Raw genomic sequence first — 14,800 nt, forward strand, 5'->3', positions numbered from 1 at the left:
GTGCTCGTCCGTAATCTCGACGGATGCGGTGCCATTGCCCTTCTTGCGGAACGGGAACGTGAAGCGCAATGGCTTCAGTGGTGGCAGAGACGGGGTCGTCGGGGTCGTCGCCATGCGCTGCCTTACTCGGAGAACCCGAAGTTCATGTCGCCCTTGATGTCTTTCACCGGGGCGTTCATCCAGTTCGGGAAAGTAAAGTTGCCGCCTGCGGGATCCTCGACATTCAGGTTGCCCCTGGCTTCGATCTGACCGCTCGGGCTGGCCAGCACGATCTTTCCGTTGCCAATCGTGATGTACGCGCCGGAGCCGTCGCCCAACGTGATGCCCTGAGACGCGGTGACCATGACCTTGCCCTCGGACGAACTGACCACAACGTCCTTCAACGCCATCAACTCCAACGCATCACCTTGCGCCTGGATCTGAACCTTGCCCTTGGTCGCAAAGAGACGGATACCCAGCTTCGCGGCAAATAGCGATATGGCCTCCCCAGCGGCGATCGTCATTCGTTTAAGAACGCCGATGTCCAGACCACTGCCAGCGGTCACGAACATTTGCTTGCGCGCTGCCAGTTGCATGCTCTCCCCACTCGTCACGCCTACGCCATGCGGCGCCGTGGCAATGAGGACAGGCTTCTGCAGGCTCAGCAGCCTCTGTTCAATGAGTGCGCGTTGCTGGTCGATGTCTGCGAGCCAAGCCTTGGCGGCGCTGGCCGAGTCATTGAGAGAGTTCAGTATCTCCTTGCCTTGCTTGAGCGTGGCTTCGGGATCCTCCATGGCGAGCTGCTGGCCTGTCGCGCCCGGCTGATCATCCGCCGATAGGAACAGCCCCTTGCCACCCCGGATCGCACCCCAACCCGAAGTACGCAGCTCAAATCCCTCGCCTCGCCTTTTCTTCTTGCGGTCTACCAGGTAGCCGAGGTTCAACTGGGTCTTGCCACCGTACTCCGTGGATAGCTTGATGCTCTCCTGCCCCTGCCAATCCTCGAAGCGCAGCTTGTTATTGGCCTGCGTGCGGAAGACGTTGCGCGACATCCACCGGTCCTGATTGGTGATGTGATCGGGCTGCAGGCTTGCGTGTAATGCGGCACTAATAAAAGGCTTGTTGGGATTCCCATCATGGAAGGCAATCGCCACCTCGGTACCGTCAATCAGCGGAAAGTGAAATCCTGTCTGCAAGCCCCCCGCAAACGGCTTGGCGAGGCGCAGCGGCACGCTCTCGCCGCCCTTGGGCCACTCGTCGAAGTCGAAGTCGAACCGGACGATGTAGTGCCCGTCCTGCGTCAGGTACGCATACTTGTACTGGCCTGGCGACGTGACCCGGCCACTGAGCGTTCCGGCAATGCGTGGCCATTTGGACTCGTCCATCGGCAGGCGGAAGCGCCGGTCGCAAGGAATGGCCTTGTAGGTATTGCGGTACGCTTGATCGCGGGCGCCGGTGTGGATGACTTCGGTGATGACCTGCCCATTGGGCGCATCTGGCAAGGTCGTGTCGATGCGCAGAATGCGCGCCGGACGCAATGCCAGCACGTTACTTTGACCCGCGTAGATGAGCTGCCAAGCGATAGCCGCTTCGTGCCGCAGTTGCGCTTGCCATTTCGCTCCGGCCTGGTCCAGGTGATGCGTGCCGTAGACGTAGGGCTGGCCGTAGGTCGTCTTGTCCTTGTAGGCGATGTTGGCCTCGGCCACTTTTCGTTCCCACGAATCGGCCGAGTTGTAGTCCGCCACCTTGACTGACGCCGGCACCGTTATTGCGTGCGTCTGGATTTCGTAGACCGCTTCCAGGCCCGACTCAAGTCCTGCTGTTTCGCGGTAGGGCACGCGCAGCTCTGGCTGGTAGATGTAGTGGTCGATGTCGTCCCCGAACACCACCATCTCGCCGAACTTGCCTGGCATGAAGTAGCAATACAACCCCTCCTGTTCCATCAGCAGCCGGATGTAGTCCCAATCGGTCATCTCGTACTGCATGCGAAAGGTGAGCTGCGGATAGGTACGCCGGGTCTTGAAAGCGAACTGATGACCCTTCAGCTCATGGCCACGCAGGATGGCCTCGATAATCTGTGGGGCAGTCTTCTGCTGGTAAATGCGGCTGCGCTTCGTCAGCCTCAGCCGCGCGACCTGCGGCACCACGACCATCTCGTACGCGCAGAAGTCACGGGTCTGGCGGGTCTTCGAGAACTCTGATATCCAGCCCGCGAACTTGCGCGGCTCACTATCCTCGCCCGCATCGATGACGAAGGTGGCATCCCGGTTCAGGTACTCAGCCCGGTCCAACTCCAGCGGATGTGTAAGCCGTACCCGGACTTCATATGGCTCGCCCAGGCGCTCCACTGCCTCGAAAGACACCACTGACAACCCCGCGGCACTGACGGATCCTGGCACCTCGAGGAAGTACGCCTGCCGCCCGGTAACCGTCACAGCCACCGCATTGCGCAGCGCCTCCGCTCCGTACGCCTTCAGTTCACCCAGCACACCCGCCATGCTTCCTGCTCCGTTGTCAGCGTGATCGAACCAACTGCAAGGAGCCAACATCTAGCGCCGATGTGCGCTCCCGCGCATCGAACGCTACCTGCAAATTGCGGTACCGGGAATGCGATTCCAGCCTCAGTTGAGTGCAAAGCAAGGTCCAGTACAAAACCGGATAAATGCGATTTCCCTGCCGACTGGATTCCACTATCCTGCCTGCCGGATCGTTGTTCCTTGGTTGCACAAACCTTCGGAATTGAAGATCGCTTAATTGCGAGTTTCTCGAATTAAACAGGATTGCATATGGCCGAAAGTTTTCAGAATGAAGTGCCCAAGGCACGGGTCAACATCAAGCTCGACCTGCATACGGGTGGTGCGCAGAAGAAAGTCGAGCTACCCCTGAAACTGCTGGTGATGGGCGACTACAGCAACGGCCGGGAAACAAGAGCCCTCGCTGAGCGCGAGAAGGTGTCGATCAACAAGAACAATTTCAATTCGGTCCTCGCCGACTTCAACCCGAAGGCTCGGATCGCGGTCGAGAGCACCCTCGCGCGGGATGGTTCGGAGCTGCCGGTCGATCTGGACTTCAAGTCCATGGATGACTTCAAGCCGGAAGTCGTCGCGAGCCGCGTGCCAGAGCTGCGCGCGCTGATGGCCGCACGCAACCTGCTGCGCGACCTGAAGTCGAACCTGCTCGACAACGCCATGTTTCGTCGCGAACTCGAGAAAATCCTCAAGGACCCTGGCCTGTCCGAGCGCCTGCGGGCCGACCTGCAAAAGATCGGCGAGGCTGCACCGATTTCCCAATCTGCCCAGTAACCCGAATTCTTGAGGATTGAGCCCCATGGCCCAGCATGAAATGTCCCCCAGCGCCAACAGCGAAACCGACACCGTCGTCCTGGATGCGCCGGGCAAGAGCGTCTATGAGTCCCTGTGCGAGAAGATCAACCTGACCCCGGTCAAGGCCGCGCGCCCGATGGAGTCGTTCCAGAGCGCCGATGCGCTGTCCGAATCGTCGCTGGATGAGCGTGTCGCCCAGGCGATGAGCGTGTTCCTGAAGATGATCCAGGACTCATCGCAACAGGTCGATCGTCTAGACAAGAGCCTACTCGACTTCCATATCGCGCATCTGGACCAGCAGATCAGCCAGCAGTTGGACGCGATCATGCACCATGAGACATTCCAACAGATCGAGTCGGCGTGGCGCGGCCTGAAGTTCCTGGTCGACCGGACGGACTTCCGCAAGAACGTCACGATCGAAGTGCTGGATGTGTCCAAGGACGCGCTGCGCCAGGATTTCGAGGACACCCCGGAGGTCATCCAGAGCGGGTTGTACCTGCACACCTACATTCAGGAGTACGACACCCCGGGCGGTGAACCCATCGGTTCGATCATCTCCAACTACGAGTTCGACAGAAACCAGCAGGATATTGTCTTGCTGCGCAATATCTCCAAGGTGTCCGCCGCCGCCCATATGCCGTTTATCGGCTCGGTGTCGCCGAAGTTCTTTGGCAAGGACTCGATGGAGGAGGTGGCCAGCATCCGCGATATCGGTAGTTACTTCGATCGCGCCGAGAATCTGAAGTGGAAGAGCTTCCGCGATTCGGATGACGCCCGCTATATCGGCCTGACCCTGCCGCGCTTCCTCGCGCGCTTGCCCTATGGCCCGGATACGGTACCGGTGCGCGCCTTCAACTACACCGAAGCCGTCAAGGGGCCGGATCACAGCCGCTATCTGTGGGGCAACGCCTCGTTCGCCTTTGCCGTGAACATGGTGCAGAGCTTCATCAAGAACGGCTGGTGCGTGCAGATCCGGGGCCCGCAGGCCGGTGGTCTCGTCGAGGATCTACCAATCCACCTGTATGACCTGGGCACCGGCAACCAGGCCAAAATCCCGACCGAGGTGCTGATCCCGGAGACGCGCGAGTTCGAGTTTGCCAATCTCGGCTTCATCCCGCTGTCGTACTACAAGAACCACGACTTCGCGTGCTTCTTCTCGGCCCACTCGGCCCAGAAGCCAGCGCTCTATGACACCAAGGAGGCCACGGCAAATAGCCGCGTCAATGCGCGCCTGCCATATATCTTCCTGCTGTCACGCATCGCCCACTACCTGAAGCTGATTCAGCGCGAGAACATAGGCACCACCAAGGATCGGCGCGTGCTGGAGTTGGAGCTGAACACCTGGGTCAAGACGCTCGTCACCGAGATGACAGATCCGGGCGATGAACTTCAGGCCTCGCACCCGCTGCGCGAGGCCAAGGTGATCGTCGAGGACATCGAAGACAACCCGGGCTTCTTCCGCGTCAAGCTCTTCATCGTGCCGCACTTCCAGATCGAAGGGATGGATATCAACCTGTCGCTGGTCTCGCAGATGCCCAAGGCGAAAGCCGATCGACTGCTGTCCGCTTCAACGGCGATTTAGACAGATCGCAAACATGTCTTGAGTCCTGCCGCACGGTAGCTATGAGTCACCGTGCGGCGTCTCCCATGCGGTAAGAGTTGTTTCGGCGTACCAGCCAATCACGATGAGCCGATCACGATGAAGATAGCAAGACCGCTGTGGGCGCAGGGCATTTTCATGACCCCGCAGCATTTCCAGCAACAAGCGCTGTGGGAACAGTACACCAACGAGCACATTGCGTGTATCGCGAGCCCCGAGCCGTGGGGTACGGTGCGGGTGGGGATCGATTCGCAGGCGCTGTCCATCCATCGACTGATGGTCGATGCGCTGGCGATCCGCCTGCCAGATGGCACGGTGATCGACACAGACACTGCGGACCATACCCCACCCGCACGCGATCTCGCCGACGTGCCGTCCAACGTCGACAGCGTCGTGGTGCTGATCGGCCTGCCTCTGGTCGATACGCAAGGCGGCAACTGCATCGAGACCGGCGAGCGGCCCGTCCGGCCGCGGCGTTTCCTGCACGAGTATCTGGAAGTCGCCGACCTGCATGGGGAAGGCAAGGAAGAGATCAGTGTCGAGCGGCACGCACTGGCCCTGCTCTTCGATTTCGAGACGCACGGCGACTACGTGACCTGTCCAATCGCGCGGCTCGTGCGCACGCCGCAAGGGCGATTCGAACTCGATCCGGTGTTCGTGCCACCGTGCCTCTTCCTGTCAGCGAACGACCGACTCACCGAGCGCATGCGCCGACTCTCGGAAATCCTGGCTGCCAAGAGCGCGAGCCTTGCTGTGCGCAGGCGTGAGCGTTCCGACCAGATTGCCGATTTTGCAGTCGCCGACGTCGCGCTCTTTTGGCTACTGCACAGCGTGAACGGAACCTGGCCGGAGTTGGCCCGCCTGTGCGCAGCACCGCAGCAGCATCCGGAACGGCTCTATGTTGTTCTCTCCCGTCTGGCCGGGTCGCTGCTGACCTTCTCCACCACAGAAACGCTGCAGGCCATCCCGGCCTATGACCACCAGACGCCCGAACCAATGTTCGCGGAGCTGGAATCGCTGATCCGTACGCTGCTGGATACGGTAATTCCGTCGCGGGTCGTTCCCGTGGCGCTCGAGCAAATCCGGCCCACGGTCTGGATGGGCAAGATCCTCGACGAGCGGCTTGTCGAAGGCGCCGAATACTACCTGTCGGTCCAGGCGGGACTGCCCGCCCACACGCTGCTTGAGCAACTGCCCCGTCTGTGCAAGGCCGGGGCGCCCGACGAGGCCGAACAGATCCTCAATTCGGCCTTGCCGGGAATTCCGTTGCGAACCATGCCACGGCTGCCCGCGGCCATTCCGGTTCGGATCGAGAACCAGTATTTCGCGCTCGACAGTGGCCATCCAGCATTCCAACGCATGCTGGCTGCGCGGGCCTGCCAGTTCTATGTCCCCGCTTCGGTGCCAGATGTCTCCCTTGAGCTCTTTGCGGTATTGCCAGCATGACAACGCTGACCACCATTCTGCCCCTCGCCCTCCGCGACACCGCGCTCACCGTGACAGAGCTAGCCGATGAGGCTGCGCCCCGCGACACCTTCGCAATGTTTCGGAAAAAGTGTCTCGAGCAGGTGACCCGCCTGCGGGAGGAGTTCCTGGCCGCGGGCCACCCCCCGGCCGTGGTCGAGGATGCCGCCTATGCGCAGTGTGCCTTGTTGGATGAGTACGCATTGCGCCGGCTCACGGGCGACGAGCGTAGCGCCTGGGAGCGCGAACCCTTGCAGGTCCAGGAGTTCCAGAGTCATAACGCTGGCGAGGAGTTGATTGCGCGCATCGAACGCAGGCTGGCGGAAGCGCAGCCGGTCATTCCCCTGCTGGTTGTCTTTCATGCGGTACTAGGCCTGGGCTTCCAAGGCAAGTTCGCGTTGGAAGGCAACGCCGCCCGAGATGCGCTGGTGCATACCATCGATGAACGCCTTCAGCGCGCCGGCGTGCAGAAGACTACCGGGCCGGTCATCGTCACAGCCGGCAAGATGCGGGGATGGCGCGGCCTGTCGCCGCTGGCCTGGGTGGCCATTGCACTGGTCGGCGCTGGTCTGGTGTATTTTGCGCTGGATCGATGGCTGGCCGTCTCTATCGCCCGGCTGGCCAGCTAAAAGGGATGTCGTGACCGACTACCCCTACCGCAGCCTGTTCGGCTGGATCGGCGTGCTCGCGCTGGCCTGGCTGGCGTTCAGCTCTCCCTGGCAGCCTGCGTGGAACCTATTACTCGGGACGTTCGTCATCGCGGTGGTAGTTATCGCCATCGTGGTAGCCACTCGGCGCGTCCGTGCGTGCCAACGTGCCTCCCGAGACGTGCTTGAGGCCATCAACGCGTCGCTGGATGCGCTGCCGGGCGACATTCGCCGCAACACACCGTTGGCGCTGGTGATGGGAGATTGCGGCGGAGCGCCAGCACGGGCATTCGGCGAAGCGCTGGTCCAGATCACCGATACAGCGATCTGGGTGCGCGTCGACGATGCAACGCGGCTTGCGCACGTAGCCGACGCACTCAAGCGCTGGCGCGAAGGACAAGGCCCGGACACCGTTGCCTGCCTGATTGCTGCGGATCACGCTCGCGACGCCGCCGTGCTGACCGCCGCACTCAAGCGCTGGCGTGTCGCCATTGGCGAAGCCAGCCGGGCCGTTGGCTATTCCTTGCCCGTCTGCGTTGCCGTCTATGCCGAAGAAGCCGGAGGACCGGTCGACGATTGCGCATGGTTCGGCGTGTCCGGCGCCACCGTCCCTGCAGCCGGTACGCTGTGCGCGCAGCTTTCGGATAGTCTCGCGAGCTATCCACGGGCAACCGTCCCGGCAGACCGCGATGCACATATGCACCGTGCGGCCCGCCTCGACGCGCTGGTCAGGTGGGCGGCCGGCGCATTGTTGCCACCGTTGCGTGACGAGGGTCGTGATGGCTTGCGCAGCGGCCCTCCCGTCGATATCACCGCGTTTGGGGTGACCGCCATCGACGGTGTGCCGGTCCCGGATTCTCTCTATGCGCGCTTCGTGACGCAAGTAACCGGGTTGGCACGCGGCCCGGGAGCGGTACGCAACGCGTCTTATCCCTTGCCGGAGCCGCTACTGCGCGGCATCGCCTTGCAGCCTGTGCAGCGGGCCATGCCGCGTGCAATGGCGCATGCGTTCGCCTGGCTCGCGCTCGCCTTCTGCGCAGCGGCTACGGCCTCCGCGTGGCAGAACCGCGCCCTGGTCGCACGTGTCATGACGGACATGGCTCGTTATCGAGTGATCGGCCCGGAGCATGATGTGGCGCGCGTGGATGCACTGCAGGCGCTCAAGCGGAACCGCGACGAGCTCGATCAATACAGCCGGTCCGGCGTGCCGCCTCGCCTCGGGTTGGGCTTCTACCGCGGTGCCGGACTCCTCGCGCCGCTCAATACCCTGATCGCCGCCTATCAACCCCCTGCGCCGCTGCCCGCGACCATCGAACTCGACAGCCTGTCGCTTTTCAAGAGCGGTAGCGCGCTGCTCAACCCCGGCTCCAATCGCGTGCTGATCGGTGCGCTGGAGATGATCAAGGCCCATCCCGACAAACGCGTGCTCGTGGCTGGGCACACAGACTCAGTGGGAGATTCGCGGGCCAACCTGAAACTCTCCGAAGCACGCGCCGCGTCCGTGCGGGATTGGCTGGCGGATGCCGCCGACTTGCCAGTCACCCGCTTTGCCATCCAGGGCTACGGCGAGACCCGTCCGAAGGCACCCAACGAGTCGGAAACCGGCCGTGCGGCCAACCGCCGCGTCGAGATCACGCTAGTCCCCGATTGTCGCGATGAGCAGCGCGACAATCGGGAATCCCTGGGCCATCCGGCCTGTACATCGCAGTAAAAGGAGCAAGAGAAATGGCAATTCCCGCATATATGTGGATCAAGGACGACGGTGGCGCCGATATCAAAGGCTCGGTCACCGTCACGGAGCGCGAGGGCAGCGTCGAAGTCGTGGCATTCGATCACTCGGTCAACATCCCGACCGACTCCAACACGGGCAAGCTGACCGGCACGCGCGTGCACAAGCCGATCCTGTTCACCAAGGAAACCGACGCTTCGACCCCGTATCTATACAAGGCGGTCACCAGCGGCCAGACGCTCAAGTCGATCGAGATCAAGTGGTACAAGATTGACGACGCCGGCAAGGAGAAGGAGTACTTCAACACCAAGCTGGAGAACGTGAAGGTGGTTGGCGTGACGGCCAAGATGCTGGACATCAAGAACCCGGCTTACGAAAAACACAATCACCTCGAAGACGTCGAGCTGCGCTACGAGAGGATTACCTGGTCGTACAAGGACGGCAACATCATCCACGCCGACAGCTGGAACGAGCGCTCGTAAGCGCCATCGCGGCCGGTGCCTGGCGTCGGCTAGCGAACCAGCGCTCTCGTCTCCTCCACTGCGCCACCGCAGCGATACGCCACCATGACCACCCGCGATTACTCTCCCTTTCTGCGACGCCTGAACGACCACTGCGCCCGTGCTCTGGCGGATGCAGCCAGTCTTTGCGAAACCCGCGCGCACCGTGACATCGAGGTGGAGCACTGGCTGATCAAGCTGATGGAACAGGGTGAAGGCGACCTGCTTGCCATCCTGCGTCGCTACGAACTGGACATCGATGGGATCTGGAACGGACTGCTGGCTGCGGTCGACCACCTGCCGCATGGCCTCCGGGGCAAGCCGGGGCTATCGCAGCGCCTGGGCCAGTGGCTGGAGGCCGCGTGGATGCGTGCCTCGCTCGAATCCACGGCCCCGGGTGTAGACAGATCGATTCGTTCGGCCCACTTGCTGGCGGCACTGGCGGAGACGCCGCACCTGTTGCGCGCCCCGGATGCCTGGCCGCTGCTGAGCGTGTCTGCCGCGCAGATTGAGCGGCTGATGCCTGAACTGGACAAGATATCTGTCGAGGCAACATCGCAGATCACCCCTAGCCAGGGACCGGCGACCATCGCTACAAGGCGCCCTGCCGGCCAGCCCGACAGCTCAGCCCTCTCTCGTTTCACCACGGACGTCACGCAGAAGGCGCGCGATGGCAAGATCGACCCTGTGTTTGGCCGCGATGTCGAGATACGGCAGATGGTCGATATCCTCGCCCGGCGCCGTAAGAACAATCCGATTCTGGTCGGCGAACCGGGGGTCGGCAAAACTGCGCTCGTCGAAGGGCTGGCGCTCAAAATCGCCGAAGAGGATGTGCCCACGACCATCCGGGACGTAACCGTACTCACCTTGGATATGGGCCTCCTGCAAGCCGGTGCGGGCGTCAAGGGCGAGTTCGAGCAGCGCCTCAAGAATGTCATTGAGGCCGTCCAGCAGTCGCCGACGCCCATCCTGCTCTTCATCGACGAGGCGCACACCCTGATTGGCGCCGGCAACACGGCCGGTGGCGCCGATGCCGCCAACCTGCTCAAGCCTGCACTGGCACGGGGCGAACTACGCACGATCGCGGCGACCACCTGGTCCGAATACAAGCAGTACTTCGAGCGCGACGCGGCGCTGGAGCGCCGCTTTCAGATGGTGAAGGTCGATGAGCCCGATGATGAGAACGCCTGCCTGATGTTGCGCGGGCTCAAGGATCGGTATGCGCAGCACCACGGCGTGCATATTACCGATGCCGCAGTGGTAGCCGCTGTCCGTCTTTCACGTCGCTATCTGACTGGGCGCCAACTCCCCGACAAGGCGGTTGACCTGATCGACACGGCGGCTGCGCGGGTGCGCATGAGTCAGGAGGCCAGGCCCGTGGCGATCTGCACCCTTGAAGCCGAACGCGCGGCGCTGGGGGTCGAGTACTCGGCGCTGCAGCAGGATCAGGGTGCCACCGGCGAGGACAAGCGCAATCGTCTGTCGGCCATCGAGACGCGCCTACGCGAGCTTGCCATCGAACTCGGACAGCTTGAGTTCGAATTAGCGGAGCAGAAGGACGCTGCCGACAAGCTGATGGTACTGCGTGCCCAATGGCAGGCCGCTACCGACGCTTCCGAGCGCCACGATCTCGCGTCCTCCATTCAGGCCGCCCACCAGGTCCTGGCCGCGCACGGTCAGGCGACACTCCTACATGCAGAAGTTGCTGAGACCGTCGTGGCGCAGGTAATTGCCGACTGGACCGGCGTGCCGGTTGACAACCTGTTGTCGAATGAACTGGCCACCCTGCTGGAACTGGAGGCACGCCTCGGACGGGTCGTGGTCGGGCAGGACGAGGCGCTGGCCGCGCTCGGCAAAAGCCTGCGCGCCGCCAAGGCGGGCTTGAAATCCGAGGAGGCACCGCTGGGCGTCTTTCTCCTCGTGGGCCCTTCCGGGGTCGGCAAGACCGAAACGGCACGGGCACTGGCCGATCTCATGTTCAGCGGCGAACGCTCGCTCATCACAATCAACCTGTCGGAGTATCAGGAAGCCCACACCGTATCGCAATTGAAGGGATCGCCGCCGGGCTATGTCGGCTATGGCGAGGGCGGCATCCTGACTGAGGCTGTCCGTCAGCGCCCCTACAGCGTGGTCCTCCTGGATGAGGTGGAAAAGGCCCATCGGGACGTGCTCAACCTGTTCTACCAGGTCTTCGATCGCGGCTTCATGCGCGATGGCGAAGGCCGGGTCATTGATTTCCGCAACACCGTCATCCTGATGACGTCGAATCTCGGCAGCGAGCAAATCCTGGCGGCCACCGACGCCGCAGCGGAGGCTGGCGTGGAAATCCCCGCCAGCACGCTGATGGAGACCATCCGGCCGCTCCTGATCGACCGTTTCCAACCCGCGCTGCTGGCGCGCTTCCAGACCATTGTGTACCGGCCGCTCGCCGCGAAGGCCATGGCCACGATCGTAGGGATGAAGTTGGCCAAGGTGGCCGAGCGCATCGAACGCCGGTTCGACGTGCCGCTGCGCTGCGACGACGCCCTGGTGGCCGAACTGGTGCGCGCCTGCCTGCTGCCTGATTCTGGCGCACGCAATATCGACAGCCTGCTCGACCAGCAGATCTTGCCCGTGCTGTCGCGTGAATTGCTGGTACGCATGGCCAGCAGGCAGGCACCTGTATCTATCCGGCTCTCGTTCTCCGCGGAGGACGGCATTGGGCTGGACTTCGATGATGTGGCAACCACCACGGAGGAACACGCGTGACGCGCGGCGGGCCAGGTCTCTTCGAAGCTGTCACCGGGTTCTTTGCGAATGGCGTTGCCGTTGACGAGTTAGATGCGTCGACCCAGACCTTCCTGTCGGTCCAGGACAACATCCAGCGCATCCTCAACAGTCGACGCGGTGGCCTTGCGCATCTGCCTGACTACGGACTGGGAGATCTGTCCCGCATCTACCGTCACCTGCCTGCCTCGGCGCACACGCTCAAGCGGGAAATCGAGACGACACTCCTGCGCTACGAGCCGAGATTGAAGGCCCTCGACCTCGAGATCGAGGAACCCGAACCGGGCATGCTGTTGAGCTTCACGATGACCTGCCATTTACACCAATCTGGACTGGTGCGATTCGGCACGCATTTCATGCCGGACGGCAAGACACGGCTCAAGCTACAGAGGTCGGCGCACGATCACGACTAACCATCAATCCGCTCTGAGCGCTGCCAGGGATCTCAGCGGCACATGCCTCCGCACACTATTAAATCGCCGAACGCGCCGGCGGTGGCGCCAAAGGCATTGCCGAACAACTGGCCAAACTCAAACTGCTGTCCGAGGTGATTCGCATCCCCGAGCCCATTCTGGGTAGGCTGACCGCCCCTGCGGCAGCGCTTGGAAAGGAGTTGTCCGCAATCTGACCCGGCCAATGAAAAACCCCCGAGGGCTCGCGCCCTCGGGGGTTTTTCTCAGACAGGCTGATTGGCTCAGCAGTCCGGCATGAATTACATCATGCCTTCCATGCCGCCCATGCCTCCCATGCCGCCCGGCATTGCCGGAGCCGACTCGTCCTTCGGCGATTCGGCCACGGCGCAGTCGGTCGTCAGCATCAGCGAAGCCACCGAAGCGGCGTTCTGCAGCGCGGTGCGGGTCACCTTGGTCGGATCCAGGACGCCCATTTCCACCAGGTCGCCGTACTCGCCCGAAGCCGCGTTGTAACCGTAGTTACCCTTGCCTTCGATGACCTTGGCCACCACGACCGAAGCTTCTTCACCAGCGTTCAGCACGATCTGGCGCAGCGGCTCTTCCATGGCGCGCAGCACGATCTTGATACCGGCGTTCTGGTCGGGGTTCTCGCCGTGCAGGCCAGCGATTGCAGCACGAGCACGCAGCAGGGCCACACCACCGCCCGGGACGATGCCTTCTTCCACGGCAGCACGGGTAGCGTGCAGTGCATCTTCCACGCGTGCCTTCTTTTCCTTCATTTCGACTTCGGTGGCAGCGCCAACCTTAATCACGGCAACACCGCCGGCCAGCTTGGCCACGCGCTCTTGCAGCTTCTCACGGTCGTAGTCCGAGGTTGCTTCTTCGATCTGGGCGCGGATTTGCTTCACGCGGCCTTCGATCGCCGATGCGTCGCCGGCGCCGTCGATGATGATGGTGTTTTCCTTGCCGATCTCGATGCGCTTGGCCTGGCCCAGGTCCTGCAGCGAGGCCTTTTCCAGCGTCAGACCGATTTCCTCGGCGATCACGGTACCGCCGGTCAGGATGGCGATGTCTTCCAGCATGGCCTTGCGGCGGTCGCCGAAGCCCGGAGCCTTCACGGCGGCGGTCTTCAGGATGCCACGGATGTTGTTCACCACCAGCGTGGCCAGGGCTTCGCCTTCCACGTCTTCAGCGATGATCAGCAGCGGGCGGCCAGCCTTGGCCACTTGCTCCAGCACCGGCAGCAGGTCACGAATGTTCGAGACCTTCTTGTCGAACAGCAGAACGAACGGGCTGTCCAGCTGAACAACCTGCTTTTCCGGGTTGTTGATGAAGTACGGCGACAGGTAGCCACGGTCGAACTGCATACCTTCCACGACTTCCAGCTCGTCGGCCAGCGACTTGCCGTCTTCGACGGTGATCACGCCTTCCTTGCCAACCTTGTCCATGGCTTCGGCAATGCGCTCGCCGATCGAGGCGTCGCTGTTGGCCGAGATCGCGCCAACCTGGGCGATTTCCTTGCTGGTGGTCGTCGGCTTGCTCAGCTTCTTCAGCTCTTCGACGGCGGCGCCAACGGCCTTGTCGATGCCGCGCTTCAGGTCCATCGGGTTCATGCCGGCGGCAACGAACTTCATGCCTTCGCGCACGATCGACTGGGCCAGAACGGTTGCGGTGGTGGTACCGTCACCGGCGTTGTCGCTGGTCTTGGAAGCCACTTCCTTGACCATCTGCGCGCCCATGTTCTGCAGCTTGTCCTTCAGTTCGATTTCCTTGGCCACGGACACGCCGTCCTTGGTCACGGTCGGGCCGCCGAAGCTGCGCTCCAGCACCACGTTGCGGCCCTTCGGGCCCAGGGTCACCTTCACTGCGTTGGCGAGGATGTTCACGCCTTCGACCATCTTGGCACGGGCGGCGTCGCCGAACACTACGTCTTTTGCTGCCATGTTCTAAATCTCCGAATCTGGATGGATGCGTCCCGCTGGATTGTCAGGGGGACGATCGGGAATTGGGTGGCTTGTGGGCGTCGATTACTTGTTGACGACAGCCATGATGTCTTCTTCGCGCATGACCAGCAGTTCCTGGCCATCCACCTTCACGCCCTGGCCGGCGTACTTGCCGAACAGCACGCGGTCACCCACCTTGACGTCGAGGGCGATGTTGTTGCCCTTGTCATCCTTCTTGCCAGGGCCAATCGCCAGCACTTCGCCTTGATCGGGCTTCTCGGCAGCATTGTCGGGAATCACGATGCCGGATGCGGTCTTGGTTTCATTGTCCAGACGCTTCACGATCACGCGGTCGTGCAGAGGACGCAGGTTCATACGGACTCCTAGATACAAAAGTGAGTGTTAAATCACAAAATGGTCGTCTGATAGCGACGAC

The 14,800-nt window shown here is 62.2% G+C and carries 11 protein-coding genes; 8 read left to right on the forward strand and 3 right to left on the reverse strand.

Going from position 1 to position 14,800, the window contains the following annotated elements; genetic code table 11:
* Positions 1-122 precede the first annotated feature (122 nt).
* Positions 123-2,477, reverse strand: coding sequence for a type VI secretion system Vgr family protein (locus RN01_RS08490; RefSeq protein WP_017515318.1), 2,355 nt, complete (start codon positions 2,475-2,477; stop codon positions 123-125).
* A 288-nt stretch (positions 2,478-2,765) separates the two neighbouring features.
* On the opposite strand from RN01_RS08490, the gene tssB reads away from it, so the two are divergent.
* The 8 genes from tssB (at position 2,766) to tssE (ending at position 12,421) form a co-directional block, all read left to right on the forward strand.
* Complete coding sequence (tssB, locus tag RN01_RS08495) at positions 2,766-3,281, forward strand: type VI secretion system contractile sheath small subunit (protein WP_024569006.1); 516 nt, start codon at positions 2,766-2,768, stop codon at positions 3,279-3,281.
* Between the two features lie 25 nt (positions 3,282-3,306).
* Positions 3,307-4,884, forward strand: a complete 1,578-nt coding sequence (tssC, locus tag RN01_RS08500; RefSeq protein WP_017515131.1) for a type VI secretion system contractile sheath large subunit — start codon at positions 3,307-3,309, stop codon at positions 4,882-4,884.
* 117 nt (positions 4,885-5,001) lie between these two features.
* Entirely contained in the window at positions 5,002-6,348 is a 1,347-nt protein-coding gene (gene tssK, locus RN01_RS08505) for a type VI secretion system baseplate subunit TssK (protein ID WP_017515132.1), read from the forward strand.
* Positions 6,345-6,995 (forward strand): DotU family type IV/VI secretion system protein, encoded by a 651-nt coding sequence (locus tag RN01_RS08510; RefSeq protein ID WP_024569007.1) that lies wholly within the window; start codon positions 6,345-6,347, stop codon positions 6,993-6,995. Before tssK ends, RN01_RS08510 begins: the two co-directional genes overlap by 4 nt.
* A gap of 10 nt (positions 6,996-7,005) precedes the next feature.
* On the forward strand, positions 7,006-8,724 hold the full coding sequence (locus RN01_RS08515) for an OmpA family protein (protein ID WP_017514469.1): 1,719 nt from the start codon (positions 7,006-7,008) through the stop codon (positions 8,722-8,724).
* A gap of 14 nt (positions 8,725-8,738) precedes the next feature.
* Complete coding sequence (locus tag RN01_RS08520; RefSeq protein WP_011515476.1) at positions 8,739-9,224, forward strand: Hcp family type VI secretion system effector; 486 nt, start codon at positions 8,739-8,741, stop codon at positions 9,222-9,224.
* Between the two features lie 84 nt (positions 9,225-9,308).
* Positions 9,309-11,990 (forward strand): type VI secretion system ATPase TssH, encoded by a 2,682-nt coding sequence (tssH, locus tag RN01_RS08525; RefSeq protein WP_024569008.1) that lies wholly within the window; start codon positions 9,309-9,311, stop codon positions 11,988-11,990.
* The gene (tssE, locus tag RN01_RS08530) at positions 11,987-12,421 is read left to right on the forward strand and encodes a type VI secretion system baseplate subunit TssE (protein WP_017514726.1); all 435 of its coding nucleotides are present in this window, start codon (positions 11,987-11,989) and stop codon (positions 12,419-12,421) included. Before tssH ends, tssE begins: the two co-directional genes overlap by 4 nt.
* Positions 12,422-12,720: 299 nt before the next feature.
* Here tssE and groL read toward each other — a convergent pair whose 3' ends face one another.
* Positions 12,721-14,364: a chaperonin GroEL gene (groL, locus tag RN01_RS08535; protein ID WP_017514727.1), complete on the reverse strand. Its 1,644-nt coding sequence runs from the start codon at positions 14,362-14,364 to the stop codon at positions 12,721-12,723.
* Positions 14,365-14,448: 84 nt separating this feature from the next.
* Entirely contained in the window at positions 14,449-14,739 is a 291-nt protein-coding gene (groES, locus tag RN01_RS08540; RefSeq protein ID WP_008644494.1) for a co-chaperone GroES, read from the reverse strand.
* Positions 14,740-14,800 lie beyond the last annotated feature (61 nt).

The sequence above is a fragment of the Cupriavidus sp. SHE genome (assembly GCF_000812445.1).
Taxonomy (GTDB): Bacteria; Pseudomonadota; Gammaproteobacteria; order Burkholderiales; family Burkholderiaceae; genus Cupriavidus; species Cupriavidus metallidurans.

What these genes read in the sequence shown, in the direction of transcription:
- RN01_RS08490 (WP_017515318.1), bottom strand. Translation starts at nt 2,477, where the DNA reads ATGGCGGGTGTGCTGGGTGAACTGAAGGCGTACGGAGCGGAGGCGCTG.
- tssH (WP_024569008.1), top strand. Translation starts at nt 9,309, where the DNA reads ATGACCACCCGCGATTACTCTCCCTTTCTGCGACGCCTGAACGACCAC.
- tssB (WP_024569006.1), top strand. Translation starts at nt 2,766, where the DNA reads ATGGCCGAAAGTTTTCAGAATGAAGTGCCCAAGGCACGGGTCAACATC.
- tssC (WP_017515131.1), top strand. Translation starts at nt 3,307, where the DNA reads ATGGCCCAGCATGAAATGTCCCCCAGCGCCAACAGCGAAACCGACACC.
- RN01_RS08510 (WP_024569007.1), top strand. Translation starts at nt 6,345, where the DNA reads ATGACAACGCTGACCACCATTCTGCCCCTCGCCCTCCGCGACACCGCG.
- groL (WP_017514727.1), bottom strand. Translation starts at nt 14,364, where the DNA reads ATGGCAGCAAAAGACGTAGTGTTCGGCGACGCCGCCCGTGCCAAGATG.
- groES (WP_008644494.1), bottom strand. Translation starts at nt 14,739, where the DNA reads ATGAACCTGCGTCCTCTGCACGACCGCGTGATCGTGAAGCGTCTGGAC.
- tssK (WP_017515132.1), top strand. Translation starts at nt 5,002, where the DNA reads ATGAAGATAGCAAGACCGCTGTGGGCGCAGGGCATTTTCATGACCCCG.
- RN01_RS08520 (WP_011515476.1), top strand. Translation starts at nt 8,739, where the DNA reads ATGGCAATTCCCGCATATATGTGGATCAAGGACGACGGTGGCGCCGAT.